At 66.0% G+C, this 21,043-nt stretch carries 24 protein-coding genes; 15 read left to right on the top strand and 9 right to left on the bottom strand.

The window, feature by feature from the left end:
- Nucleotides 1-18 precede the first annotated feature (18 nt).
- Nucleotides 19-186: a hypothetical protein gene (locus tag HNO52_RS08855; protein WP_197568770.1), complete on the top strand. Its 168-nt coding sequence runs from the start codon at nt 19-21 to the stop codon at nt 184-186.
- Between the two features lie 108 nt (nt 187-294).
- Nucleotides 295-1,365: a patatin-like phospholipase family protein gene (locus HNO52_RS08850; RefSeq protein ID WP_197568769.1), complete on the top strand. Its 1,071-nt coding sequence runs from the start codon at nt 295-297 to the stop codon at nt 1,363-1,365.
- A gap of 27 nt (nt 1,366-1,392) precedes the next feature.
- Here HNO52_RS08850 and HNO52_RS08845 read toward each other — a convergent pair whose 3' ends face one another.
- The 6 genes from HNO52_RS08845 to HNO52_RS08820 form a co-directional block, all read right to left on the bottom strand.
- A complete protein-coding gene (locus HNO52_RS08845) occupies nt 1,393-1,854 on the bottom strand; it encodes a DMT family transporter (protein ID WP_332107666.1) in 462 nt (153 codons plus the stop codon).
- 60 nt (nt 1,855-1,914) lie between these two features.
- The gene (gene corA, locus HNO52_RS08840; protein ID WP_197568768.1) at nt 1,915-3,000 is read right to left on the bottom strand and encodes a magnesium/cobalt transporter CorA; all 1,086 of its coding nucleotides are present in this window, start codon (nt 2,998-3,000) and stop codon (nt 1,915-1,917) included.
- Nucleotides 3,001-3,483: 483 nt separating this feature from the next.
- A complete protein-coding gene (locus HNO52_RS08835) occupies nt 3,484-4,209 on the bottom strand; it encodes a lipoate--protein ligase family protein (protein WP_197568767.1) in 726 nt (241 codons plus the stop codon).
- A gap of 36 nt (nt 4,210-4,245) precedes the next feature.
- Entirely contained in the window at nt 4,246-5,052 is an 807-nt protein-coding gene (locus HNO52_RS08830) for a 2-oxo acid dehydrogenase subunit E2 (RefSeq protein WP_197568766.1), read from the bottom strand.
- A gap of 11 nt (nt 5,053-5,063) precedes the next feature.
- The gene (locus tag HNO52_RS08825) at nt 5,064-5,300 is read right to left on the bottom strand and encodes a biotin/lipoyl-containing protein (protein WP_197568765.1); all 237 of its coding nucleotides are present in this window, start codon (nt 5,298-5,300) and stop codon (nt 5,064-5,066) included.
- Nucleotides 5,301-5,310: 10 nt separating this feature from the next.
- Nucleotides 5,311-6,036: an alpha-ketoacid dehydrogenase subunit beta gene (locus HNO52_RS08820; RefSeq protein WP_232090686.1), complete on the bottom strand. Its 726-nt coding sequence runs from the start codon at nt 6,034-6,036 to the stop codon at nt 5,311-5,313.
- A gap of 67 nt (nt 6,037-6,103) precedes the next feature.
- Here HNO52_RS08820 and HNO52_RS21230 point away from each other — a divergent pair, with 67 nt between their 5' ends.
- The 8 genes from HNO52_RS21230 to HNO52_RS08785 all read left to right on the top strand — a co-directional run bounded on the left by HNO52_RS21230 (nt 6,104) and on the right by HNO52_RS08785 (nt 12,731).
- Nucleotides 6,104-6,232, top strand: coding sequence for a hypothetical protein (locus HNO52_RS21230; RefSeq protein ID WP_269476080.1), 129 nt, complete (start codon nt 6,104-6,106; stop codon nt 6,230-6,232).
- A 10-nt stretch (nt 6,233-6,242) separates the two neighbouring features.
- Nucleotides 6,243-6,548: a helix-turn-helix domain-containing protein gene (locus HNO52_RS21060; protein ID WP_232090684.1), complete on the top strand. Its 306-nt coding sequence runs from the start codon at nt 6,243-6,245 to the stop codon at nt 6,546-6,548.
- 404 nt (nt 6,549-6,952) lie between these two features.
- Nucleotides 6,953-9,745, top strand: coding sequence for a monovalent cation/H+ antiporter subunit A (locus HNO52_RS08810; protein WP_197568764.1), 2,793 nt, complete (start codon nt 6,953-6,955; stop codon nt 9,743-9,745).
- On the top strand, nt 9,745-10,083 hold the full coding sequence (locus HNO52_RS08805; protein WP_197568763.1) for a Na+/H+ antiporter subunit C: 339 nt from the start codon (nt 9,745-9,747) through the stop codon (nt 10,081-10,083). Before HNO52_RS08810 ends, HNO52_RS08805 begins: the two co-directional genes overlap by 1 nt.
- Complete coding sequence (locus HNO52_RS08800; protein WP_197568762.1) at nt 10,080-11,609, top strand: monovalent cation/H+ antiporter subunit D; 1,530 nt, start codon at nt 10,080-10,082, stop codon at nt 11,607-11,609. The genes HNO52_RS08805 and HNO52_RS08800 overlap by 4 nt, the downstream gene beginning before the upstream one ends.
- Nucleotides 11,606-12,115 carry a Na+/H+ antiporter subunit E gene (locus HNO52_RS08795; RefSeq protein WP_197568761.1) on the top strand — a complete coding sequence of 170 codons (510 nt, stop codon included), beginning with the start codon at nt 11,606-11,608 and terminating at the stop codon, nt 12,113-12,115. The genes HNO52_RS08800 and HNO52_RS08795 overlap by 4 nt, the downstream gene beginning before the upstream one ends.
- Nucleotides 12,112-12,381 carry a K+/H+ antiporter subunit F gene (locus HNO52_RS08790; protein WP_197568760.1) on the top strand — a complete coding sequence of 90 codons (270 nt, stop codon included), beginning with the start codon at nt 12,112-12,114 and terminating at the stop codon, nt 12,379-12,381. Before HNO52_RS08795 ends, HNO52_RS08790 begins: the two co-directional genes overlap by 4 nt.
- A complete protein-coding gene (locus tag HNO52_RS08785) occupies nt 12,378-12,731 on the top strand; it encodes a Na+/H+ antiporter subunit G (protein WP_232090682.1) in 354 nt (117 codons plus the stop codon). The genes HNO52_RS08790 and HNO52_RS08785 overlap by 4 nt, the downstream gene beginning before the upstream one ends.
- Nucleotides 12,732-12,765: 34 nt before the next feature.
- Here HNO52_RS08785 and HNO52_RS08780 read toward each other — a convergent pair whose 3' ends face one another.
- Together HNO52_RS08780 and cysK are read right to left on the bottom strand one after the other, a co-directional pair.
- Entirely contained in the window at nt 12,766-13,362 is a 597-nt protein-coding gene (locus HNO52_RS08780; RefSeq protein ID WP_197568759.1) for a carboxymuconolactone decarboxylase family protein, read from the bottom strand.
- A gap of 16 nt (nt 13,363-13,378) precedes the next feature.
- Nucleotides 13,379-14,869: a cysteine synthase A gene (gene cysK / locus HNO52_RS08775; RefSeq protein WP_197568758.1), complete on the bottom strand. Its 1,491-nt coding sequence runs from the start codon at nt 14,867-14,869 to the stop codon at nt 13,379-13,381.
- Nucleotides 14,870-15,030: 161 nt separating this feature from the next.
- Between cysK and HNO52_RS08770 the strand changes: the two genes are divergently transcribed.
- The 5 genes from HNO52_RS08770 (at nt 15,031) to HNO52_RS08750 (ending at nt 19,920) form a co-directional block, all read left to right on the top strand.
- Complete coding sequence (locus HNO52_RS08770) at nt 15,031-15,966, top strand: AfsR/SARP family transcriptional regulator (RefSeq protein WP_197568757.1); 936 nt, start codon at nt 15,031-15,033, stop codon at nt 15,964-15,966.
- Between the two features lie 90 nt (nt 15,967-16,056).
- A complete protein-coding gene (locus HNO52_RS08765; protein WP_197568756.1) occupies nt 16,057-17,286 on the top strand; it encodes an ATP-binding protein in 1,230 nt (409 codons plus the stop codon).
- Nucleotides 17,283-17,834: a DUF4242 domain-containing protein gene (locus HNO52_RS08760; protein ID WP_197568755.1), complete on the top strand. Its 552-nt coding sequence runs from the start codon at nt 17,283-17,285 to the stop codon at nt 17,832-17,834. Before HNO52_RS08765 ends, HNO52_RS08760 begins: the two co-directional genes overlap by 4 nt.
- Before the next feature lie 269 nt (nt 17,835-18,103).
- Nucleotides 18,104-18,664: an OsmC family protein gene (locus HNO52_RS08755; RefSeq protein ID WP_197568754.1), complete on the top strand. Its 561-nt coding sequence runs from the start codon at nt 18,104-18,106 to the stop codon at nt 18,662-18,664.
- Nucleotides 18,664-19,920, top strand: coding sequence for an NAD(P)-binding domain-containing protein (locus tag HNO52_RS08750; RefSeq protein ID WP_197568753.1), 1,257 nt, complete (start codon nt 18,664-18,666; stop codon nt 19,918-19,920). The genes HNO52_RS08755 and HNO52_RS08750 overlap by 1 nt, the downstream gene beginning before the upstream one ends.
- A 100-nt stretch (nt 19,921-20,020) precedes the next feature.
- Here HNO52_RS08750 and HNO52_RS08745 read toward each other — a convergent pair whose 3' ends face one another.
- Complete coding sequence (locus tag HNO52_RS08745; protein ID WP_197568752.1) at nt 20,021-20,986, bottom strand: LysR family transcriptional regulator; 966 nt, start codon at nt 20,984-20,986, stop codon at nt 20,021-20,023.
- Between the last annotated feature and the right edge of the window lie 57 nt (nt 20,987-21,043).

The raw sequence follows: 21,043 nt of genomic DNA, 5'->3' as shown, positions 1-21,043 counted from the left end.
TTGCTCGGCAACCTCGGAGTGACCGTACTACCCAACCCGCTGGCCGTCCCCCGCGCCGCCCAGGCCTTCGGCGAAAACGGCGAACGGGTGGACGAAAGCCAGCAGCAGCGGCTCGATGCACTTTGCCAGCGGCTGGTGACCACCTTGATCAAGCTGCAAGCTACCGATTCCCCGAGCGGCGCCTGAACGACAAGTGGCCAGGCATTCTGTAACGCAGATAAAGAAGGCACCGGTATCGGGCTCGCCCACAAGAGGTCTACACTGCGTTGCAGCATGAATGACACAGGAGATGGCATGCCCAAGGGAGAACGCAAGCACATCGATCTCGCCCTGCAGGGAGGCGGTTCACACGGCGCGCTGACCTGGGGCGTATTGGACAGGCTGCTTGAGGAGGAGCGCCTGAAAATCGACGGCGTAAGCGGTACCAGCGCCGGTGCGATGAATGCCGTGGTCCTGGCCGACGGCCTGCACCGAGGCGGCCGCGAAGGAGCGCGTGAGGCGCTCCACCATTTCTGGCGCGGCGTCAGCGATGCGGCTCGCTTTTCGCCGATCCAGCCGGCCCCGTGGGACTGGCTGGCCGGCGGCGGCAGCCTCGATCATTCGCCCGGCTACCTGATGTTCGAGAGTCTCACCCAGCTCGTCGCCCCGGCCAAGCTCAACCCGCTGAAGATCAACCCGCTACGCGACCTGATATGCGAACTGGTCGACTTCGAACGGGTCAACGCCTGCCGCCGGGCCAAGATATACGTCACTGCCACCAATGTCAGGACCGGGCGCGCCAAGGTTTTCCGCCAACCGGAAATCTCGGTGGATACGGTAATGGCGTCGGCCTGCCTGCCGTTCATGTTCCCCGCAGTGGAGATCGATGGCGAAGCATACTGGGACGGCGGCTACAGCGGCAACCCGGCACTCTTCCCGCTGGTCGACGACATGGATTGCCAGGACCTGGTGGTAGTTCAGGTCAACCCGCTGGTACGCCAACGGCTGCCCGACAGCGCCCGTGACATCATCAACCGCATCAATGAAATCACTTTCAATACCAGCCTGATCAAGGAGCTGCGCAGCATCCAGCTATTGCAGCAACTGATCGATGCAGAAGGCCTCGAGGTGGAGCGCTACCGCTCCATGCGCCTGCACCTGATCCACGCCGAACAGGAAGTGCAGGAGCTCTCAGCCTCGAGCAAGTTCAACGCCCAGTGGGACTTCGTCTCGCGGCTGTACCGCCAGGGCCGTGGCTGGGCCGATCTGTGGCTCGAGGAAAACTTCGATGCCCTGGGCCACTACTCCACTTTCGACCTGGATGCCGTGTTCAGCGACACGTTCCGCCCCATTTCCCACCCTGCCGATCGACCGGACGACGCATGACCGGCACCGGCCAGGGCCGCCCCGACCTCAGGCGGTATCGGGGCGCGCCGGCGTCTCACGCTTCCTGCGTCGGACCTGTGCGCCGCTGCCGACCAGCATGCCCAAGGTGATCACACCGGCCGCCAGTGCCAATAGCGGCGTGGCCTCGGCATAGCCGGCCACGATCAGTACCAACGTGGAGAGCAGCGGCGTAGCGTAGGCCAGCAGCCCCAGCAGGTGCAGGTCGCCGTGCTTGACGCCGATGTCCCAGGTAAAGAAGGCGCTGCCCACCGGCCCCAAACCCAGACCGATCACCCCCAGCCATTGCATGCCCTGGGGCCAGCGCGTTACCTCGAACAGCCCATGGCAAGCGAAAGCCAGTAGCGCAGTCACCAGACAGAAACCTCCCACCGCCGCCGTGGGCACCGCCCTCTTGGCCCGCGACAGCACGGAGTAGCCGCTCCACACCAGGGCACAGGCGTGAGCCAGCCGCTGACGGACCAGCCACACATTTGCATCCCGAGCTAGTCGCTATACGAAGGTCTGCGAGCACAGGCCAGACAAGGCAGCCTAGAACCAGTGTTTGCGCTTGAACCACACCACCATGCCGAAGGCGACGGCGACCATCAGACCCCATACCATAGGATAGCCCCAGTACCAGCCCAGTTCGGGCATGGCGAAGGGGCTGGTGGGGTGAGCGAAGTTCATGCCGTAAACACCGACGATGAAGGTCAACGGCATGAATACGGTAGCGACGATGGTGAGCTTACGCATACTCTCGTTGAGCCGGTGGCTCATGCTGGAGAGATAGACGTCGAGCAGGCTTGCGGTCATGTCGCGATAGCTCTCCACCAGGTCCATCACCTGCACGGTGTGGTCGTAGACGTCTCGCATCCACAAGCGCGTGTCGGGCGTAAACAGGTCGTCATGGTCGCGCAGCAATTGGTTGATCACCTCGCGAGTGGGCCACAGGTAGCGGCGCAGCATGATGAGTTCGCGCTTCAGCCCGTGCAGGCGCTCCAGCGTCGAGCTGTCGGGTTGATTGAGGATCTCCATCTCGAGCTCCTCGATGCGCTCGCCCACTCCATCCAATACCGGAAAGGCATGGTCCACAGCGGCATCGAGCAGGCCATAGAGCAGGTCGTCCGGCTCCCCCAGGGCACGCCCGCCGCGCTCCTTGAGCCGACGCCGCACCTCGACGAATGGATCCAGCGTCTCGGCAATGACGCTGGCGACGATGTTGCCGGCCATGAACAGGGTCAGTTGGTAGAGGTGCAGGTTTCCTTCGTCGTCCACCTCGGGGATGCCGAGGGTAACCACCAGCGATTCCTCGAAGCGCTCGACCTTGGGCCGCTGGCCGCCGTTGAGGATGTCTTCCTGAGCCAACGGATGCAGCCCCACCCGCTCGCCGAGCAGTTCGAGCTCCTCGGTCGTCGGCATGCCCTGCACGTCCAGCCAGCACAGCGGGCCTTCCGCCGCCACTTCGGGGATCGCTTCGGACACGATCTCGTGCATCTCGCCCCAGCGGCCGCCCTCGCGCCTTGCCAGCAGGAACGTCGCCGGCCCCTGCAGGGCGACTTGTTCGAGGGACAGGTCACGCAGCGTGCCGGGCGCCGTGCCGGCCGGGTGATAGTGCTTCTGGAACAGTCGGGTCATGAATGCCTTCCTTGCAAGAACGGCCAGGTCCAATACTGGCATGTTCGGGCCATGCCGCGCATCCGCCTCTCGCGCCCCAGGGCATCATTGCTTCGCCCCCGTTCGGGCCAGAGGCAGCGCACCCTGGCGCGGTGGCCGGGCTAGCCTTCGGGCCGCTCTATTTCGGACGCGGCAAGCGGCGACGTCTGCATGAGCGTAACGTGACAGCTGTCACATGGTTGTATCGTGGAGTACACCCGGGGTCTCGTGTTTCCGCCTCACTGACATGAAAAAAACAGGAGCTTATTCTCTGCACTGCCTTGGCATGCTTCTTGCCATCATAACTTCGGAGGCAAACAAGCCGCCGAAAAACGGAAACAACAAGGAGTCATGCCATGAACAAGACTAAATGGGTGGGGCCCACTGAGTAAAAACAGCGGCGCCATGTCGGCGCCGCTGTCGATTCCCAGTCGATACGATCAGTCCCAGCGGTTCGAGGTCATGTCACGGCGGCTCAGGGGCATTGGCCAGACGCCATAGCAGGTCCGGCAGCGCCGTCTCGACGTCCATCCCGGGCAGCGCCTGCGTGAGCGCGACGTGACTCTCGGCCAGGAAGCGCTGGGGATCGTCGATGGCTTCCTGAAAGGCATTGACGACGCCGACCAGCTCGGCCGGATCGCCGCTCACCTGCATGGCACCGTGGACCAGCATCGCCATGTCGCGGCAGCCGCGAACCCGACGCCAGCGCTGGGCCGTGCCCACCAGCTTGCGCCCGCCGATACGCACGTTGAAGCGACCGTCGCAGTAGGCACCCGGCGCTTCACCCAGATCGGCCGCCTCGACCCCGAGCGAGGCCAGCCACTCGCACCAGGGCTCGCCCAGGCGATGGTAGCCCCACTCGAGATGCGCCGCGGAGCTGCCCACCCGACAGCGCAGCGCCAACGCCACGTTGACCACCGAGGCGCACTGCGGCACCGGGGTGCCGCCCGTGGCACGGAACAGAATCGGCCAGCCCCGCTCGCGCAGGACCTGGCGCGCCTCAGGGAAGCCTTCGGTCCTCTCGTGACGGCGCGGCATCACCAGGGCGCGATCCAATGGCTGCCAGGCCAACAGCTCCGCATGGCTCTCGCCCTGGCAGATTGCCTCCAGCCTTGCCTCCTCCGCGGCCAGGCCGGCTTCCACACTGAGCCGCTGCAGGCCGTTTGCGTCGATGGGCGGCACGGCAGTCATGGCAGGTTTCCTCTCTCCAAGGGCTCCCGAAGTTCGCTAGTAGCTCGATGTCTCGCCGAGTTCATGATCGAAGGCATCCGGGGACAGCGTCTCGATGCGCTCGCACAGCGCATCGAGAAATGCCGCCGCCGGTGCACCGTTGACGGCACGATGGTCGAACGTCAGCGAGAGGCCGATGAAATTAGCCGCCCGCCAGCCCTCGGATAGTGGCACAGGGCGCGTTTCGATCCCACCGATACCCAGGATGGCCACCTGCGGCACGTTGAGTATCGGCGTGAAGTGGTGAACCCGCGAGCGTCCCAGGTTGGATACCGTAAAGGTGGCTCCGGTCAGCTCCCGCACCCCGAGCCGGCCCGCCTGGGCCTTGGTCGTCAGCATGCGCCGCGCTGCGGACAGCTCACCCAGGCCCAGCGATTCGGCAGCGAACAGGGCCGGTGCCACCAGCAGGTCGTCAGGCAGCGGAATGGCCAGGCCCAGATGCACCGAGCCATGCTCGACGATGCGGTTTTCTTCCAGAATGGCGTTGAGGGACGGGTAATCGGCGAGCGTCTGGACCACCAAGCGCAGCATGAGATCTTGTAGTGAGGGCACGGCGAGCCCCCGCTGCCGGCAGTGCGCCCTCAGCGCCTGCGGCGCTTCCAGGCACGCGCTGGCATGATGGGTCAGCTGTGCCGAAGTCTGCAGGCTCTGCAGCATCTTCGACGCGATCATGCCACGCATGCCCTTCAGTGGTATCTCTCTCGCCGTGGCCTCGCTCAGTGGTTCATCGCCCGCCCGGGCCGACAACGGACCCGCCCCCTCAGGGCGGGGCGTGTCGAGTCGTGTCGTGGTGTCGAGTTTCATGGCCGCTCTCCTCAGCTCTCCAGCGTGGCGATCACGCTGCCCTTCTCCACCACCTCGTCCTCCTCCTTGGCAATGGTGAGCTTGCCCGAGACCGGCGCCTCGATCTCGTATTGCGCCTTCTCCACCATGACCTCGGCGACGAGGTTCCCTTGGGCGACTTCGGCGCCGTCGCTGACCAACCAGGCGGTGATGACGCCCTCGGTGTCGCCTTCCCAAAGGTCATCGGGCACACGGATATCGTTCGTCATGCGGGGCTCCTCACTGGTCTCGCATCATCTGGTGAAAGGCGGCGACGATCTTGTCGGCATTGGGCAGCGCCCACTGCTCCATCGTCGGCGCGAAGGGAATCGGGATGTCGGGGTAGGCCACGCGCTTCGGAGAGGCCTTGAGTCGGCAGGCGACATGCTCGGCCACCGTGGCGACGATCTCGCCGCTGACGCCGTAGCTGTGGTAGTCCTCATCGACCACGATCAGGCGCCCGGTCTTGGCCACCGAGGCGCGCACGGTCTCGCGGTCCAGCGGCACCAGGCTGCGCAGGTCGACCACTTCGGCGGAAAAGCCCTCCTCTTCCAGCGCCTTGGCGGCTCGCAGGCAGTGGTGCACGCCGGCAGCTAGGCTGACCAGCGTCACATCGTGGCCCTCACGCACCACCGCGGCCTTGCCGATGGGCACCGTGTAGGGTTCTTCGGGAACCGGCACGGTGGCGCCCTTCTCGGTACCCAGCCAACCCATGCCCTGCAGCGACTTGTGGTACATGAACACCACAGGGTTATCGTCGCGGATCGCCGCGGTCATCAGTCCTTTGGCGTCGTAAGCGTTGCTCGGCGCCACCACCTTCATGCCCGGCAGGTGAGCGAAGGTGGCGTAGAGACACTGGGAGTGCTGGCCGAACAGGAGGTGCTGCCCATCGGCGCCAGCCGACCGATCAAGGTCGACCTGCGGGTGGTGGCGGCGACCCACCGCGACCTGCGCGAACTGATCCACACGGGGCGCTTTCGCGAGGACCTTTTCTATCGCCTCAACGGTGCCAGCGTGCGCCTGCCGCCGCTGCGTGAACGCGCCGACAAGGGGCTACCTGATTCGCCGGCTCTTCGACGAGATAAACGGCGAGCGCGACTCACACGTACGCCTGCGCGGCGACGCCATGAGCGCCCTGCTCGCCTACCCCTGGGCCAGGTAATATTCGTGAGTTGCACAATGCCCTGCGCTTCGCGCTGGCGACCTGCGATGGCGACGAAGTCGTGGTCGACGATCTTCCCGATGAGTGCACCCACGGTCAGTTGGCCCATCCCGGCGCCAGCCGCGGAGTCAGTGAATCCTCGACGCTCCCGACCGCGGCCCGCACGCCGCAGCAGGACCTGCTCTACGTCGCCCTGGTTCGTCATCAATGGAACATCAGTGCGGCAGCTCGCGATTTGGGACTCTCCCGCCCGACCATCTACAGGCGCATGAAACGGCTGGGGATCGTGCCGCCCAACCAGCAGCCCGCTGTCTGAAACGCCCGGAGCCAGGGCCGTGCAGATATCGATCGTGCGCCGACATGCCAAGGTGTCGCTGGCCAAGCGCTCGCCTACGAGGATCGGAAACCTTGCCCAGCGTTGACATGATCCAAGGTAGGCGCAGGCAAAGCCCACTATATTGGAGCCGTTCACCGTCTCTTTCGTCAGGCACGCGATGCGCCACGACAAAGGGCAGCTCAGCTTCTCTGGGTGACACAGGCCTGGCACTGGCGGCGCTACGGCGGTGAGATGAAGGTTCTCCACGTGCTTCAGGGAGTTTGCATGAGAAGAACAATCAACGATTGTCCGGGCCCACTCGTCAGTAACCGAGCTGCAAAAGGCCAGAGGTTGGAACGACCCAGCCACTGGCGACCTTACTGACGCTAGCCGCAAGCGACCTCATGGCACTTGCCCTCGTCATTCTGCTACCGCTGCTGGGCGCGACGCTGCCCGCTTTTCGCCGCGGCGGCACGTCTCGGCAGCTTGCCTGTCTCGCTGCCCTGCCTGCCGTCTCGAGCTTCGCCCTGTTGTTGAGCTGGCTGCCGCGAATCTCGAGCGGCGAGACCGTGATTCGCGAGCTGAGTTGGCTTCCCTCGCTGGGATTGAACGTGGCGCTGCGCCTGGACGGCCTCGGCTTGCTGTTCGCCCTGCTCATCACTGGCGTTGGCTGCCTGATCCTGCTCTATGCCCGCTACTACTTCGAAGGCAGCGCTTCGGCCGCGCGTTTCTACACCCTGATGCTGCTGTTCATGGCGGCCATGCTGGGCATCGTGCTATGCGAAAACCTGCTGTTCATGCTGGTGTTCTGGGAGCTGACCAGCCTGGTGTCGTTCCTGCTCATCGGCTTTCACAGCGACCGCCATGCCGCCAGGCTGGGCGCACGGATGTCGCTGGTGATCACCGGCGGCGGCGGGCTGCTACTGTTGGGCGGCATCGTACTGCTGGGTCAGGCCGCTGGCGGCTATGAACTCTCGGTGGTGCTCGAGGCCGGCGAGCGAATCCGCGCTCATGAGCACTACGCCCTGATGCTCAACCTGATCCTGCTCGGAGCCTTCACCAAGTCGGCCCAGTTTCCCTTCCATCTCTGGTTGCCCCACGCCATGACCGCGCCGACACCGGTCTCGGCCTACCTGCACAGCGCCACCATGGTCAAGGCGGGGCTGTTCCTGCTCGCCCGGCTGCATCCCGCCCTGGCGGAGACCGACCTATGGTTTCACCTGGTGACCCTGACCGGCATGCTGACATTGATGGTGGGCGCCTTCGTGGCCATGTTCATGCACGACATGAAGGGGCTGCTGGCCTACTCCACGGTGTCGCACCTGGGGCTGATCATGCTGCTGTTGGGCCTGGGCACGCCTATGGCAGTGGCCGCGGCGCTCTTCCACCTGGTGTGCCACGCACTGTTCAAGGCACCGCTGTTCATGATGGCAGGCTACGTGGACCGCGCTACCGGCACCCGCGACATGCGCCATATCAACGGCATGTGGCGCTTCATGCCGGTGCTGATGGTGCTGTCGGCGATCCCCGCCGCCGCCATGGCCGGCTTGCCGCTGATGAGCGGCTACTTGAGCAAGAAAATGCTGTTCGGCGAAAGCCTGCTGGTAACGACGCCCAGTTGGGCGACCCTGGTGATCCCCGCCTGGGTGACCCTGGCCGGGCTGTTCTCGGTGGCCTACTCGATTCGCATCTTCCATAACGTCTACTTCAACGGCAGGCCCATCGACCTGCCCGTCTGGCCACCCAAGCAGCCTCGCCTGACGGCCTTGACGCCCATCGCACTGCTGGCCCTGGCCACGCTCTACGTGGGCCTGGCACCGACGGGACTCTACACGACGCTGGTCCAACCGGCATTCCTGGCCTCGCACCAGGCCGACCTGCCCGCCTACGATTTTGCGGCGCTGGGCGGCACCCTGCCGATGCTCATGAGCCTCTTCGCGCTGGCGGGCGGCGCGCTCTTCTACATGATTCGCGATCCGCTGTTCCGTCTCCATGCCCGGCTGCCAGAGGTGAATGCCACGGAAATCTTCGACTGGATCATGTTGCGCCTCATCACGCTTTCCCAACAGCGCGTCTTCCAGCTCGAAAACGGCTCACAACAGCGCTACTTGGTCTTCATCATGGTCACCGTCGTGGTACTGGTCGGCGTGGAACTGCTCGCCGTGGCGCGCTGGAACGGCGGCGTGCCGCTGGCAGCTCTCGACCCGCTGACCGTGTTGGCGGCGATCCTGCTCTGCCTGGCCTCCATCGGCGTGGTCGTCTTCCACCACTATCGGTTGCCGGCCCTGTTGCTGCTCGGGGTGACCGGGCTCTTCGTCACCGTCGCCTTCGCCCGTTTCTCGGCGCCGGATCTCGCCCTGACCCAGCTGATGGTGGAGGTAATGGCGGTAGTGATCATGATGCTGGCGCTCTCCTTCCTGCCCCAGCAGTCGCCCAGGGAATCTTCACGCAGGAGGACGGCACGCGACCTCGCCATCGCCGGCCTGATGGGCGTCGGCGTGGCTGCCTTCAGCTTCGCCATCCTGACCCGGCCGCAGCGGAGCATCTCCGACTTTTTCCTCGCCAACAGCCTACCCGGTGGCGGCGGTACCAACGTGGTCAACGTCATCCTGGTGGACTTTCGCGGCTTCGATACCCTGGGCGAGATCACCGTGCTGGGCATCGCGGCGGTGGCGGTCTTCGCCTTCACCCGTGACCTGCACCTCAAGGAGCGGGTAGTCGATACCAACCCCGCGCACTGGGTCGCCGAACCGCATCCGATCATGCTCGGCACCGTGGCGCGGCTGGTGCTGCCGATCGCCCTGCTGGTCTCGGCCTATATCTTCCTGCGCGGCCACAACCTGCCGGGCGGCGGCTTCATCGCCGGGCTGATCACCGCCGTGGCCCTGACGCTGCAATACATGGCGGGCGGACTGGTCTGGGCCCAGGCGCGCATGCTGACCGCTTTCCGGCCGCTGATCGGTGCCGGCATCCTGATCGCCGTGCTCACTGGCCTCGGCAGCTGGCTGTTCGGCTATCCCTTCCTCACCTCGGCCCATGGCCATATGCACCTGCCGCTGATCGGCGATTTCGAGCTGGCCACTGCGATGCTCTTCGACCTCGGGGTCTACGCCACCGTGGTCGGGGCGACGCTGCTGATACTGGCCAACCTCGGCAAGCTGATGACCGTGGCCGGCCCCGGCAAGGAGATCGGTTGATGGAACTGCTCTATGCGATAACCCTGGGCGTGCTGACCACCTGCGGGATCTACCTGCTGCTGCGCGCGCGCACCTTCACCGTGATCCTGGGGCTCACCCTGCTCTCCCACGCCGTCAACCTCTACCTGTTCGCCTCGGGCCGCCTGGTGGCCGGCGCGCCGGCCATCGTCGGCTTCAGCGAACGCTCGGCGGACCCGCTGCCCCAGGCCCTGGTACTGACCGCCATCGTCATCGGCTTCGCCATGACCGCCTTCGTGGTGGTGCTCGCGCTCAAGGCGGCTGTGGAGCTGCGCAACGACCACGTAGACGGCGAAAACCCCGACGAGGACATTGCATGAACCACGCCCTGATCCTGCCGATACTGCTGCCGCTGGTCACCGGGGCGAGCCTGCTGCTGCTCTACCGGCTGCCCTTCGGCGTGCAGCGCCTGGTGGGTGTCGCCAGTACCCTGGGCCTGGTGCTGCTGGGAGTGTGGGGGCTGGCCATGGCCGGCTCGGGGGAGTACCAGCTCTATCACGCCGGAGACTGGCCCGCACCCTTCGGCATCGTGCTGGTGCTCGACCGGCTCTCCGCCATCATGCTGGCGCTGACCGCCGTGCTGAGCTTCTGTTGCCTGCTCTACGCCAGCAGCGGTAGCGGCACCGACAAGCGCGGCGCGCACTTCCACGCCCTGTTCCAGTTCCAGTTGGCCGGCCTCAACGGCGCCTTCCTGACCGGCGATCTTTTCAACCTCTTCGTATTCTTCGAGATCCTGCTGATCGCCTCCTACGCCCTGCTGCTACACGGAGGGGGGCGTGCCCGCAGTCGCGCCGGGCTGCACTACGTGGTCATCAACCTGGCGGGCTCCGCACTGTTCTTGATCGCCCTGGGCACCCTTTACGGCCTCACCGGCACCCTCAACATGGCCGACCTGGCCCTGCGGGTGGCGGAGGCACCGCCGGAAGATGCGCCGCTGCTCGCCGCCGCCAGCCTGATCCTGCTGGTGGTGTTCGGCATCAAGGCCGCCATCCTGCCGCTTCTGTTCTGGCTGCCCCGCGCCTACTCGGCCTCCAGTGCACCGGTGGCCGCGCTCTTCGCCATCATGACCAAGGTCGGCATCTACGCCATCCTGCGGGTCTTCCTGCTGGTCTTCGCATTGGGCGAGGCGCCGGTCAACGCGACCGCCTGGGCCTGGCTGTGGCCGCTGGCGCTGCTGACCCTGGCGCTGGGCGGCGTCGGGGTGCTGGGTTCGAACAGCCTGCGCACCTTGACCGCCTACCTGGTGATCCTCTCGGTAGGCACCCTGCTGGCCACCATCAGCTTCGTCACCCCCAGCTCCCTCGGCGCCGCCCTTTTCTACCTGATCCACAGCACCGGCATGACCGCCGTCTTCTTCCTGCTGGCCGACCTGCTGGGCCGGCAGCGCGAGGAGGGCTATGACCGCTTCTCGGCGATCGGCCCCATCGGCCATCGATGGCTGCTGGGCACACTGTTCTTCATTGCGGGCATCGCCATGGTGGGCCTGCCACCGTTCAGCGGCTTCGTCAGCAAGGCATGGATCCTCCAGGCCAGCGCGCAGGAGCCCCGAGGGCTGTGGCTGTGGGGGGTGCTGCTGTCCGCCGCGCTGCTGACCCTGGTCGCCGTCAGCCGTACCGGCAGCAACTGGTTCTGGCGACCCGCCGACATGGCCAAGCCGTACCCGCTGGAGCGCGGGCCGCTGGTGCTGGTCTCCACCATGATCGGTCTCAATGGGCTGCTGGCGGTGTACGGCGAGCCGGTAATGGATTACCTCGAACTGACCGCGGAACAGCTGCTCGACCCGCAGGCCTATATTGCCGCCGTGCTGCCGCAGGCCATCGCCTCGGCACAGGAGATCCCACCATGATTCCGTCGCCGTTCCGCTCCCGGCAGTTCTGGCTGCCGCATCCCCTGTTCTCGCTGTTTCTGGCGCTGCTGTGGATGTTGATGGTCAATGACTTCAGCGTGGCTCATGCCCTGCTGGGGCTGGCTCTTGGTGTGGCCATTCCTTTCTTGACCCACGCCTTCTGGGCCGAGGAGGCGAAGATCAAGCGACCCCTGCCGCTGCTGCGTTACCTGCTGGTGCTGCTGGTGGACATTCTACGCTCCAACCTGGTGGTGGCCATTCGCATCCTGCGCCCCGCCCGGCACCTGCAGCCCGGCTTCTTCGTCTACCCGCTGACCCTGGACGACGACTTCGCCATCACCATCCTGGCCAGCACCATCTCGCTGACGCCCGGCACCGTCTCGATCCACCACGATGCGAAAGCCAATACCCTGCTGGTCCATGCCCTGCACCTGGAGGACGAGGCCGAAGCCATCGCCACCATTCGCGAACGCTACGAACAGCCGCTCGAGGAGATCTTCCGATGATCGCTACCGTCATCACGGTCGCCATGACCCTCTTCGCCATTGCTGCCCTGCTCAATCTCTATCGACTGGCCGTCGGCCCGGACATCGTCGACCGGATCCTGGCGCTGGACACCCTGATGATCAACAGCATCGCGCTGATCGTGCTGGCGGACATCCGGATGGGGCTGGGCGTGCTGTTCGAGCTGGCCCTGCTGATCGCGCTGATGGGCTTCGTCAGTACCGTCGCCATGAGCAAGTACCTGCTAAGGGGGGACGTCATCGAATGACCAGCATCGACATGCCGTGGTACCTGGAGTTCGTCGTCGCCACCTTCCTGCTGTTCGGTGCCCTGGTGGCGCTGATCGGCTCCTGGGGGCTGGCCAAGCTGCCCGATTTCTACACACGCCTGCACGGCCCCACCAAGGCCAGCACCCTGGGCGTCGGCTGCACCCTGATCGGCTCGCTGCTCTACTTCAGCCACCAGCAGGGCGGCGTCTCGTTCCAGGAAGCCCTGGTAACGATCTTCCTGTTCGCCACCGCCCCGGTCAGCGCCCACATGATGGGCAAGGCCGCCCTGCGCCGGCGGCTCCCGGGCGTGGCGCGCACCCGCAACATGCCCGACATGTCCGAACGCTAGCCGCCGATCCGTTTCGGCGCAGTTCGCCGTCGGTTCAGGTCTGTGCGACAGCGTGTGCTATCGGCCTGCCCACGCTGAGCGGCCCCACCAGCCCGGGCGGGAGCTGGCGAAAGACGGCGTCGGCCTCGACCCCGAGGCCGTCGAGAATTCGCGTAAAGAAGGCGCGCCCCGCCACGACGGCAACGATGTCGAAGATCTCATCGTCGGCGAAGCCGTGAGCCCGTAGCGCTTCGATATCCTCGGAGCCGACCTCCTGGGCACGACAGGCCACCTTGGCGGCAAAGTCCATCATCACGCGTTCCGCCTCGCTGAGCGGCCCCGCCTCGTCCGTCAGCATGGCCTGGGCGGCCTCCATGCCCATGAGCTGCAACAGGGCCTTGGCATGGGCCAGCGAGCAGTAGGTGTTGCCCAGGGCACGGGCGGCAGCCAGCGTCACCAGCTCGTACCGACGCGGCGCCATGGGCCGACGAATGGTCGCGATCAGCGCCGCCCAGCACTTCATCACCTCGGGGCGATGGCAGAATACGTGGGCATAGTTGGGCAAGAAGCCGAAGTGGCTCTCCTGGCGCTGGTACATCTCCCTGACCTCGCCCTCGGCCAGTTCCGGAGCAATCGTTTCGATATAGCTCATGTCGGCTTCCTCCGAATCAGGCCGTAGTGGAGCGTGGATGCAGCCAGGCCGGCAGCAGGAGCTCGGGTTCGATCCTCGCCTCGCTGTCGTAAGCGACCCCGCACGCTGCAAGGCGCTCGCCCAGGCTGCCGTCGGCCCAGGCCTCGAACAGCTCTCCGCAGCCACCGAGCGGCTCGCCGCCGATGAAGATCTGCGGAATGGTCGGCCCCCCGGTACGCCGCGCCAGCACCGGGCGCAGGCGAACGCCCATGTCGTCGGCCTGGCAGGCCGGTGCATCCAGCTCAACGCTCACGAAGTCGACACCCAGGCGGTCGAACAGCTTGCGTGCCGCCCAGCAGAACTCGCACCAAGCCAGGGCGAACATGACCACTGGTGCTTGCGCCAGGCAGTCGTCGAGCCGGCGCTCGGCTTCCGTATCGCTCGTCAATTCCTGCACTGCAGATACTTGTGCCGCGGGCATGGCAGCGGGCTGGGGTGCGGGCGTATCGAAGCGACAACCGGGCGTGGAACGCGACAGCGCCAGCTCCTCCTCGTTCATCTCATCCACGATGCCTTCGAACAGCGGCGTGGACAGGTAGCGCTCGCCGGTGTCGGGCAGCATGCAGATCACATGGCTGCCGGCCGGCGCCCGCCGAGCCACCTGCAAGGCAGCTACCAGGGTCGCGCCGGCGGAGACGCCGACGAAGATGCCTTCCTTTCGAGCCAACTGCCGGGCCAGGCGCAGCGCCTCTTCTCCCGCCACCGGCACGACTTCATCCACCATGCCGGCAGCCACCGCCTGCTGGGCCAGAGGCGAGATGAAGTCGGGGCTCCATCCCTGCATCAGGTGGGGGCGAAAACGCGGGTGGCTCATGCCTGCCGGCTGCGCCTCCCCACTGCCCAGCAGCGGGGCATTGTCGGGCTCGGCGACCACCACGCGGGTTGCCGGATCGGCGGCTTTCAGCACCCGTGAGACGCCCTTGAGCGTGCCGCCGGTACCGAAGCCGGTCACCCAGGCATGGATCGGCTCTCCTTGCATGTCGTCGAGGATCTCCCGTGCCGTGGTACGGCTGTGCACCTCGGCATTGGCTTCGTTCTCGAACTGGCGGCACAGGAAATAGCCATGGGTTTCGGCCAGCTCGTTCGCCTTGGCCAGCATGCCGCTGCCCTTCTCGGAAGCGGGCGTGAGCACCACCCTGGCACCCAGGAAGCGCAGCAGCCGACGCCGCTCCAGGCTGAAGCTCTCGGCCATGGTCACGACCAACGGATACCCCTTGCGGGCGCACACCATGGCCAGGCCGATACCGGTATTGCCGCTGGTGGCCTCGATCACCGTCTGGCCCGGGCGCAGGGCGCCGCTGCGCTCGGCCGCTTCGATCACTGCCAGCGCCATGCGGTCCTTCACCGAGCCCATGGGGTTGAAGGCTTCCACCTTCACGTACACGTTGACATCCGGTGGGGCGAGACGGGCAAGCCGTACCAGCGGTGTGCAGCCGATGGTTTCCAATATGCTGGCGTAGCGGGTCATGGTGAGTCTCCTCGGGTGAGTAGACTTAGAGCGTTGTCCCATGCCGAGGGAGCCGGCGTGTAAGCCAGCGTGGTTTTTCCTGCCAAAGGAGGAAAAAAATGGTCGGACGGCCCGGTGGCATCGCGAACTATACTGCTAGCGTTCCCCCACCGGGTCCTGACATGAATGCGCTGACCCTCAACCTGCTCGGCGATCTCGAAGTGATACGGGACGGGCAGGTATTGGCGCTGCCTCCCTCAAGCAAAACTCGTGGGCTGCTCGCCTATCTTGCCCGCCACTCCCGCCCCCTGAGCCGTGAACACCTGTGCGACCTGCTATGGGAACTGCCCGACGACCCGCGCGGCTCGCTGCGCTGGAGCCTCTCCAAGCTGCGCCGACTGGTGGACGATGCAGACAGGAATCGGCTCAAGGCGGACCGGCTGGGCGTGAGCCTGGATACCACGGACATCGACATCGACGTGATCGGCCTGCATGCGCTATGCCAAAACGGCTTGGCGACGGCCGACATCGAAGTGCTGGAGCAAGCCGCAAGCCGCTACCGGGGCCCCTTCCTGGAGGGCCTTGAGCTGGACCGGTTTGCCGACTTCCACGCCTGGTGCCTGGCCGAGCGAGAAGCCGCCATGCGTGCCCAGACGACCCTGCTGACGACGCTGGTCGGGCGTCTCGCCGATACCCCTGAACTCGCCTTGCCCCACGCCCATGCCTGGGTGCGCCTCGCCCCTTTCGACGAGGCGGCACGCGCCTGGCTGGTGCGCCTGCTACTGGCCCAGCACCAGCCGCGCGAAGCCGAACGGCAGCTGCAGCTGGGTACGCGACTCATCCGCGAGGCGGGCCTGCCGCTCAACGGCCAGTTGCTGCGTGCCTGGCACGAAACCAAGCTGGCTCGAGGCCCGCTGGCGACGAATGCGAACACGGCAATACCGCCACGCCCAACCGACGATGAACGCCCCTCGGTGTTGGAGGGAGACACCCTCGAAGTGATGCGCTGGGCTGCGCTGCTGGCTCCAGACCCCGACCTTGGCATCCTGGGCCAGGTCTCGGGGCTCGGCACCAACCGTATCGGCCTGGCACTGGAGGTGGCCGAACGGCACCAGTGACTCTCCACCGGCCCCCAGGGCCTTCGCTTTACACGCAGCGAAGTGGCTGCCGAGCTGTACGAGGCGATTTCTCCGTCCCGGCGCCTGGCCATGCATCGACGCGTTGCCGAATGGCTGGCCGAAGGATCCCTCAACGACATGCGCCAGGCCAGCAGCCTGGCCCACCACGCTCATGCCAGCGGCGACATCGAGCTGGCCACTCGGGCAATGATCGAAGCCGGCCGCTTCTGCCTGCGTATCTTCGCCAACCAGGAAGCCCAGCAGTACGCACAGCGAGGCTTGGCACTAGTCGATGACCTGACCGGTTGCCGGCGCGTGTGCCTGGCCCTCGAGCTCCATGATCTTCTTTACATTGCCGCGCCCCTGGCCGATTGGGAGGCCGGCGCCGGCGAAGTGGTCGCGCTTGCCGAGCAAGCCCTGGAGCACGGCGCCCTGGCCCATGCACGGCTCGGCTACCAGTTGGCCAGCCATATCCGCTGGGCCCACGGCCAGTGGAGCGACGCCCATGAGCAGTCACTGCAGGCGGAACGCGCGACCCGCTGCGGCGAAGGCCGTGAACAGGTCATCGCCATGGCCGAAACCGCCCGTTGCCTGGCCATGCTCGAGCGCGACCTCCACCAGGCGGCCGAGTTACTGTCCCAGGCACGTGAACTGGCCATCCAGTACAATATCGGCCATCCCGCCATTCCCCTGGCCCAGGGCCTGCTCAGCCTGCACGAGGATCGCTTCGATCAAGCGGAATCCTACTTCAAGGAAGCCCGCACCCTGTGCAAGGCCATGGGCGACAAGCTGGGAGAATTCCAGGCCGAGGAGACCCTGCTGCTGATGGACTTCGAGCGGGACGCATACGCCGCCGCCCGTGATCGCTGCGCCCAGCTGCGCGAGCTCGGCAAACGCCTGCGCGACGGCAGCGAGGCCCCTTATGCCGCCGCTGCCGAAGCCTTGTGCCACTATGCCCTGGAAGAGGACCCCGACCCCTTCGGCGTCGCTCTCGTCACCCTGCGACACGCCGACGCTCGCCATCGCCTGGCCGTTCTGCTGCTGCAGGCGGCCCGGCTCGACCTTGCCCGCATGCGAGCCGGGAGCGCCAGGCAGCGCGCCGCCGAAGCCCTGGAACACGCCCGGGTGCTGGAGCGTCGCAGCGAGCAGTTATTGGCCCACGCGCTGCTGGCCGAGTGCGCCCGTCGCCTTGGCGATACGGCCGACTGGCATCACCATGCCCAGGCCGCAGAAGCGCTGGCACGGGAGCCCGTCGCCGGCTGGGCGCGACGACGCTGGCAAACGCTGCTGGCCCAGCCCGCAGCCGAGGATGAGGCATGATCGACGTCATTCTGGAGCGCAGCTTCGACCGTCCCCTCGAACCGCGACTGGTACGCTCGCTGAGCGAGGCGGCCCTACCATGCTTCGACCTGCATCGTATCCAATGGCAGGAGAGCCTGTTGGCGCGGGACGGACGCCGCCTGGTGTGCCATTTCCAGGCTCCCGACGTGGAATCGGCACGCATCGGCCTACGCCAGGCCGGCGCCGACATCAGCTCGTTGTGGGGCGGCAGCGTGCACGATGCTCCCAGGCTGAGTGTCACGGCGCTGGCTGCTGCCAACGTCATGGTGGAGCGCCGTTTCGCCGCGGCGGTAACCTTCGAGGCGATCCAGGCCCTGGAGGACGCCGGGTCGGCGTGTCTGAACAATCATCAGGTACGCTTCGTGCGCACGCTTTTTTCGCTCGACCGGCAGCGTATGCTCTGCCTCTACCAGGCTCCGGATGCCGAATCGGTACGCCTGGCCCAGCACCAGGCCGGCATGCCGGTCACCCGCGTCTGGGCCTTTCGGCGCATCGCCCTCGTGGTGGATTCCACGCCACCCATCTGAAAAACCACGCCCTCTCCCACGCTGGCTCACACCTCGCCCGCCGAATCTCGCTATTGACCGCTGACGGTCTATCCATGACGAGACAAAAGGAAACGCTGAACAAATTACCGAGCGAGATGAAGCACAAGGCGCACGGAGCACAGGAACCGGAGCATATGGGTTATATGTGAGGATTCCGACCGGGCTGGCGCTCCAGCACCGCGCAACGCAGCGATTCGCTCGCGCAGGTATTTGTGCTGTGTTTCCAAAACAATACGAGGAGAGTCTAGATGTATACCGCCACCCAACAGATCGACAATGGCGTCAACGTCACCGCCTTGCTGGGCGCTCGCGAAGCGCTTTCCCAGACCCCCCAGGCCGCCCGCTTCACCTGGCGCGCTCACTGCGACTGGGTCCGTGGGACCCATAGCCAGATTGCCGTCGAGGATTTCCATGGCCTCGGCGAAGCGCAGCAACACCGCTCACGCTTCACCTTCGAGGCGGATCACCCCGAAGTATTCGCTTCCGAGGATCACGGCCCCACCCCGGTGGAGTACGTACTGGTCGGCTTGGCCGCTTGCCTCACCGCCGGCGTCGCCGCCGTGGCCCAGCATCGCGGCATTCAACTGCGCTCGGTCAAGGCCACGGTGGAAGGCGACATGGATATCCAGGGCATCCTCGGCATGGACCCAGAAGTCCGCAACGGCTTCGACGATATCCGCGTGATGTTCGAAATCGACGCCGACGCCAGCCGTGCCGACATCGAGGCACTCGTGGCCCAGTCGCAGAAGCGCTCGGCGGTCTACGACCTGCTCACCAACCCCACTCACGTGAAGGTCGAGGTGAAGTAATGAAAGCCGTGACCGCTGTGGTCATCGGCGCGGGACACGCCGGGCTCGCCATGAGCCATCACCTGGCGCGGCACGGCATCGACCACGTGCTCCTGGAGCGTGGCGAGGTGGCCAACGCCTGGCGCAACGAGCGCTGGGACTCGCTGCACCTGCTTACGCCCAACTGGCAGACGCGACTGCCCGACCAGGCCTACGGCGGACCGGATCCGGAAGGCTTCATGAGCGTGCCGGAACTGGTCGACTTGCTCGTCCGCTATGCACGGGGCCTCTCGGCCCCGCTGCATACCGACACCAAGGTGAAAGCGGTATGGCCCTCTGACGGCGGCTACCGGGTTGTGACCAACCGAGGGGACTGGCGCTGCCGGGCGGTGGTGATCGCCACCGGCGCCTGTCAGCTTCCCGTCGTGCCCGCCATGGCCGCGGCCCTGCCGCCCTGGATCAAAAGCCTCACGCCCCATGAGTACCGCTACCCGGAGCAGTTACCGCCGGGCGGCGTACTGGTGGTGGGCGCCTCGGCCACCGGCGTGCAACTGGCCGACGAGATCCAGTGCAGCGGCCGCCCCGTGACGCTTGCCGTGGGGCAGCACCTGCGCCTGCCGCGGCGTTACCGAGGCCGCGACATCCAGTGGTGGCTGGAGCAAGCGGGAATGCTCGACCAGCGCTTCGATGAGGTGGAGGACCTGGCCCGCGCCCGGCGCCAACCCTCGCCCCAGTTGCTGGGCAGCGCCGAGCCGCAGGATCTGGACCTCAACACCCTGAGGGAGCGCGGCGTACGCCTGGTCGGCCGCCTGGCGGGCCTGGCCGGTACCCGATTGCAATTTTCGGGTTCGCTTGCCATGCACGCCACGGCGGCGGACCTCAAGTTGGTGCGGCTGCTCGACAACCTGGATGCCTGGGCCATCGCCCATGACTGGCAGGACGCCCTGCTCGCCCCGGAACACGCGGCAGCCACGCGAGTACCGCAGCGACCCTGCCTCGGGCTCGACATGGCCAGCGGCGAGATCCGCACGGTGCTCTGGGCCACCGGCTTCCGGCCCGATTTCAGCTGGCTGGACGCGCCGGTGTTCGATGCCCGCGGGCGCTTGCGGCACGAGGGCGGCATAGTGGCACCAGGCCTCTACGCCATGGGCCTGCCCTACATGCGCCGGCGCAAGTCGGGCACCATCCACGGCGCCGACGACGATGCCCGCGATCTCAGCCATCACCTTTCGGGCTGGCTGGCCACGGCAGGACGGCGTCACGACTCCTTCGCATGATGAATGTTCATAAATAAACAGATGTGCTGAAGCAAAAAAGACCCAGCCGCTCGCACTGAGCGGCCGGGTCTTCTTTACCATGATCGTGCCATTTGTAACGCTATAGCTCCGTTGCCGCCTCCAGCCGCCCTAGCATCGCCTCCAGCTCATTGGCCACGAAGCGCGGTTCCACGCACTCGTCGAGATGCCCCGCGGCGAAGCGCAGGAAGCCCAGCGCGGCGTGAGGCAGGCGACGGTCGCGGCGCACGATGAACTGCCAGTGGCTTTCGATGGGGAAGTCGATGACCGGCAGGATCGCGATATCGGGATGCTCCGGCGGCAGCACGTGTTCGGAGAGCACGGCCAGGCCCAGCCCGGCCGCCACGCCGACGCGAATCGCCTCGTTGCTGGCCATCTGCAGGGTCGGGCCCAGCGACAGGCCGTGTTCCTGCAGCCAGCCCTCGAACATCATGCGCGTCGCCGAGCCCGGCTCCCGCAGCAGCAAGCGTTCCCCCAGCAGCTCCCTCATGGCGATACGTTCGCAATCCGCCAACGGGTGCCCCTGTGGCGCGACCACCACCAGCGGGTTGCGCAGGAAGCGCCCGGCCAGGGCATGGGCCAGCGAGGGCGGGTGGCTAAATACGTAGAGATCGTCGTCCTGGCGCTCGAAGCGCGTGAGCATCTGGCGGCGGTTGCCGATGTGCAGGGTCACGTCGACATCGGGAAAGGCTTGACTATAGGGGCCGAGAAGGCGCGGCAGCACGTACTGGGCAGTATTGACCAGGGCGATGCTGAAGCGTCCCCGCTCGCCGCCGCGCAGCGCCTCGAGGTAATCCTGGAAATCGTCGAAGCGACCGAGCACCTCGCGGCTGGCGCGGTAGAGCTCCCGGCCCGCCTCGGTCGCCACCAGCCGCCCCTGCCTCGCGATCAACAGCGGCTCGCCCACCGCCTCGCTCAATCGCTTGAGCTGCTGGGATACGGTCGGTTGGGTCAGGTGAAGTTGGCGCGCGGCCTCGCTGACCGAGCCCGTTCGCACCAAGGCGACATAAACCTGCAGCAGACGAAACGTCAGGTGGCGTACGTTCACGGCGCGGCTCCGAAACGGCTCCTATAGATAACTACCTATGCTAAGTCGGTAAACATT

It is taken from the genome of Halomonas sp. MCCC 1A13316 (genome assembly GCF_014931605.1).
GTDB lineage: Bacteria > Pseudomonadota > Gammaproteobacteria > Pseudomonadales > Halomonadaceae > Halomonas.
The sequence above is the reverse complement of the archived record's forward strand: the minus strand, read 5'-3'. Positions and strand labels throughout refer to the sequence as shown.

Excerpts from the sequence above, each read along its gene's own strand:
- HNO52_RS08850 (WP_197568769.1), top strand. The coding sequence starts at position 295 with ATGCCCAAGGGAGAACGCAAGCACATCGATCTCGCCCTGCAGGGAGGC.
- corA (WP_197568768.1), bottom strand. The coding sequence starts at position 3,000 with ATGACCCGACTGTTCCAGAAGCACTATCACCCGGCCGGCACGGCGCCC.
- HNO52_RS08835 (WP_197568767.1), bottom strand. The coding sequence starts at position 4,209 with ATGACTGCCGTGCCGCCCATCGACGCAAACGGCCTGCAGCGGCTCAGT.
- HNO52_RS08830 (WP_197568766.1), bottom strand. The coding sequence starts at position 5,052 with ATGAAACTCGACACCACGACACGACTCGACACGCCCCGCCCTGAGGGG.
- HNO52_RS08825 (WP_197568765.1), bottom strand. The coding sequence starts at position 5,300 with ATGACGAACGATATCCGTGTGCCCGATGACCTTTGGGAAGGCGACACC.
- HNO52_RS08810 (WP_197568764.1), top strand. The coding sequence starts at position 6,953 with ATGGCACTTGCCCTCGTCATTCTGCTACCGCTGCTGGGCGCGACGCTG.
- HNO52_RS08805 (WP_197568763.1), top strand. The coding sequence starts at position 9,745 with ATGGAACTGCTCTATGCGATAACCCTGGGCGTGCTGACCACCTGCGGG.
- HNO52_RS08800 (WP_197568762.1), top strand. The coding sequence starts at position 10,080 with ATGAACCACGCCCTGATCCTGCCGATACTGCTGCCGCTGGTCACCGGG.
- HNO52_RS08795 (WP_197568761.1), top strand. The coding sequence starts at position 11,606 with ATGATTCCGTCGCCGTTCCGCTCCCGGCAGTTCTGGCTGCCGCATCCC.
- HNO52_RS08790 (WP_197568760.1), top strand. The coding sequence starts at position 12,112 with ATGATCGCTACCGTCATCACGGTCGCCATGACCCTCTTCGCCATTGCT.
- HNO52_RS08785 (WP_232090682.1), top strand. The coding sequence starts at position 12,378 with ATGACCAGCATCGACATGCCGTGGTACCTGGAGTTCGTCGTCGCCACC.
- HNO52_RS08780 (WP_197568759.1), bottom strand. The coding sequence starts at position 13,362 with ATGAGCTATATCGAAACGATTGCTCCGGAACTGGCCGAGGGCGAGGTC.
- cysK (WP_197568758.1), bottom strand. The coding sequence starts at position 14,869 with ATGACCCGCTACGCCAGCATATTGGAAACCATCGGCTGCACACCGCTG.
- HNO52_RS08770 (WP_197568757.1), top strand. The coding sequence starts at position 15,031 with ATGAATGCGCTGACCCTCAACCTGCTCGGCGATCTCGAAGTGATACGG.
- HNO52_RS08765 (WP_197568756.1), top strand. The coding sequence starts at position 16,057 with ATGCATCGACGCGTTGCCGAATGGCTGGCCGAAGGATCCCTCAACGAC.
- HNO52_RS08760 (WP_197568755.1), top strand. The coding sequence starts at position 17,283 with ATGATCGACGTCATTCTGGAGCGCAGCTTCGACCGTCCCCTCGAACCG.
- HNO52_RS08755 (WP_197568754.1), top strand. The coding sequence starts at position 18,104 with ATGTATACCGCCACCCAACAGATCGACAATGGCGTCAACGTCACCGCC.
- HNO52_RS08750 (WP_197568753.1), top strand. The coding sequence starts at position 18,664 with ATGAAAGCCGTGACCGCTGTGGTCATCGGCGCGGGACACGCCGGGCTC.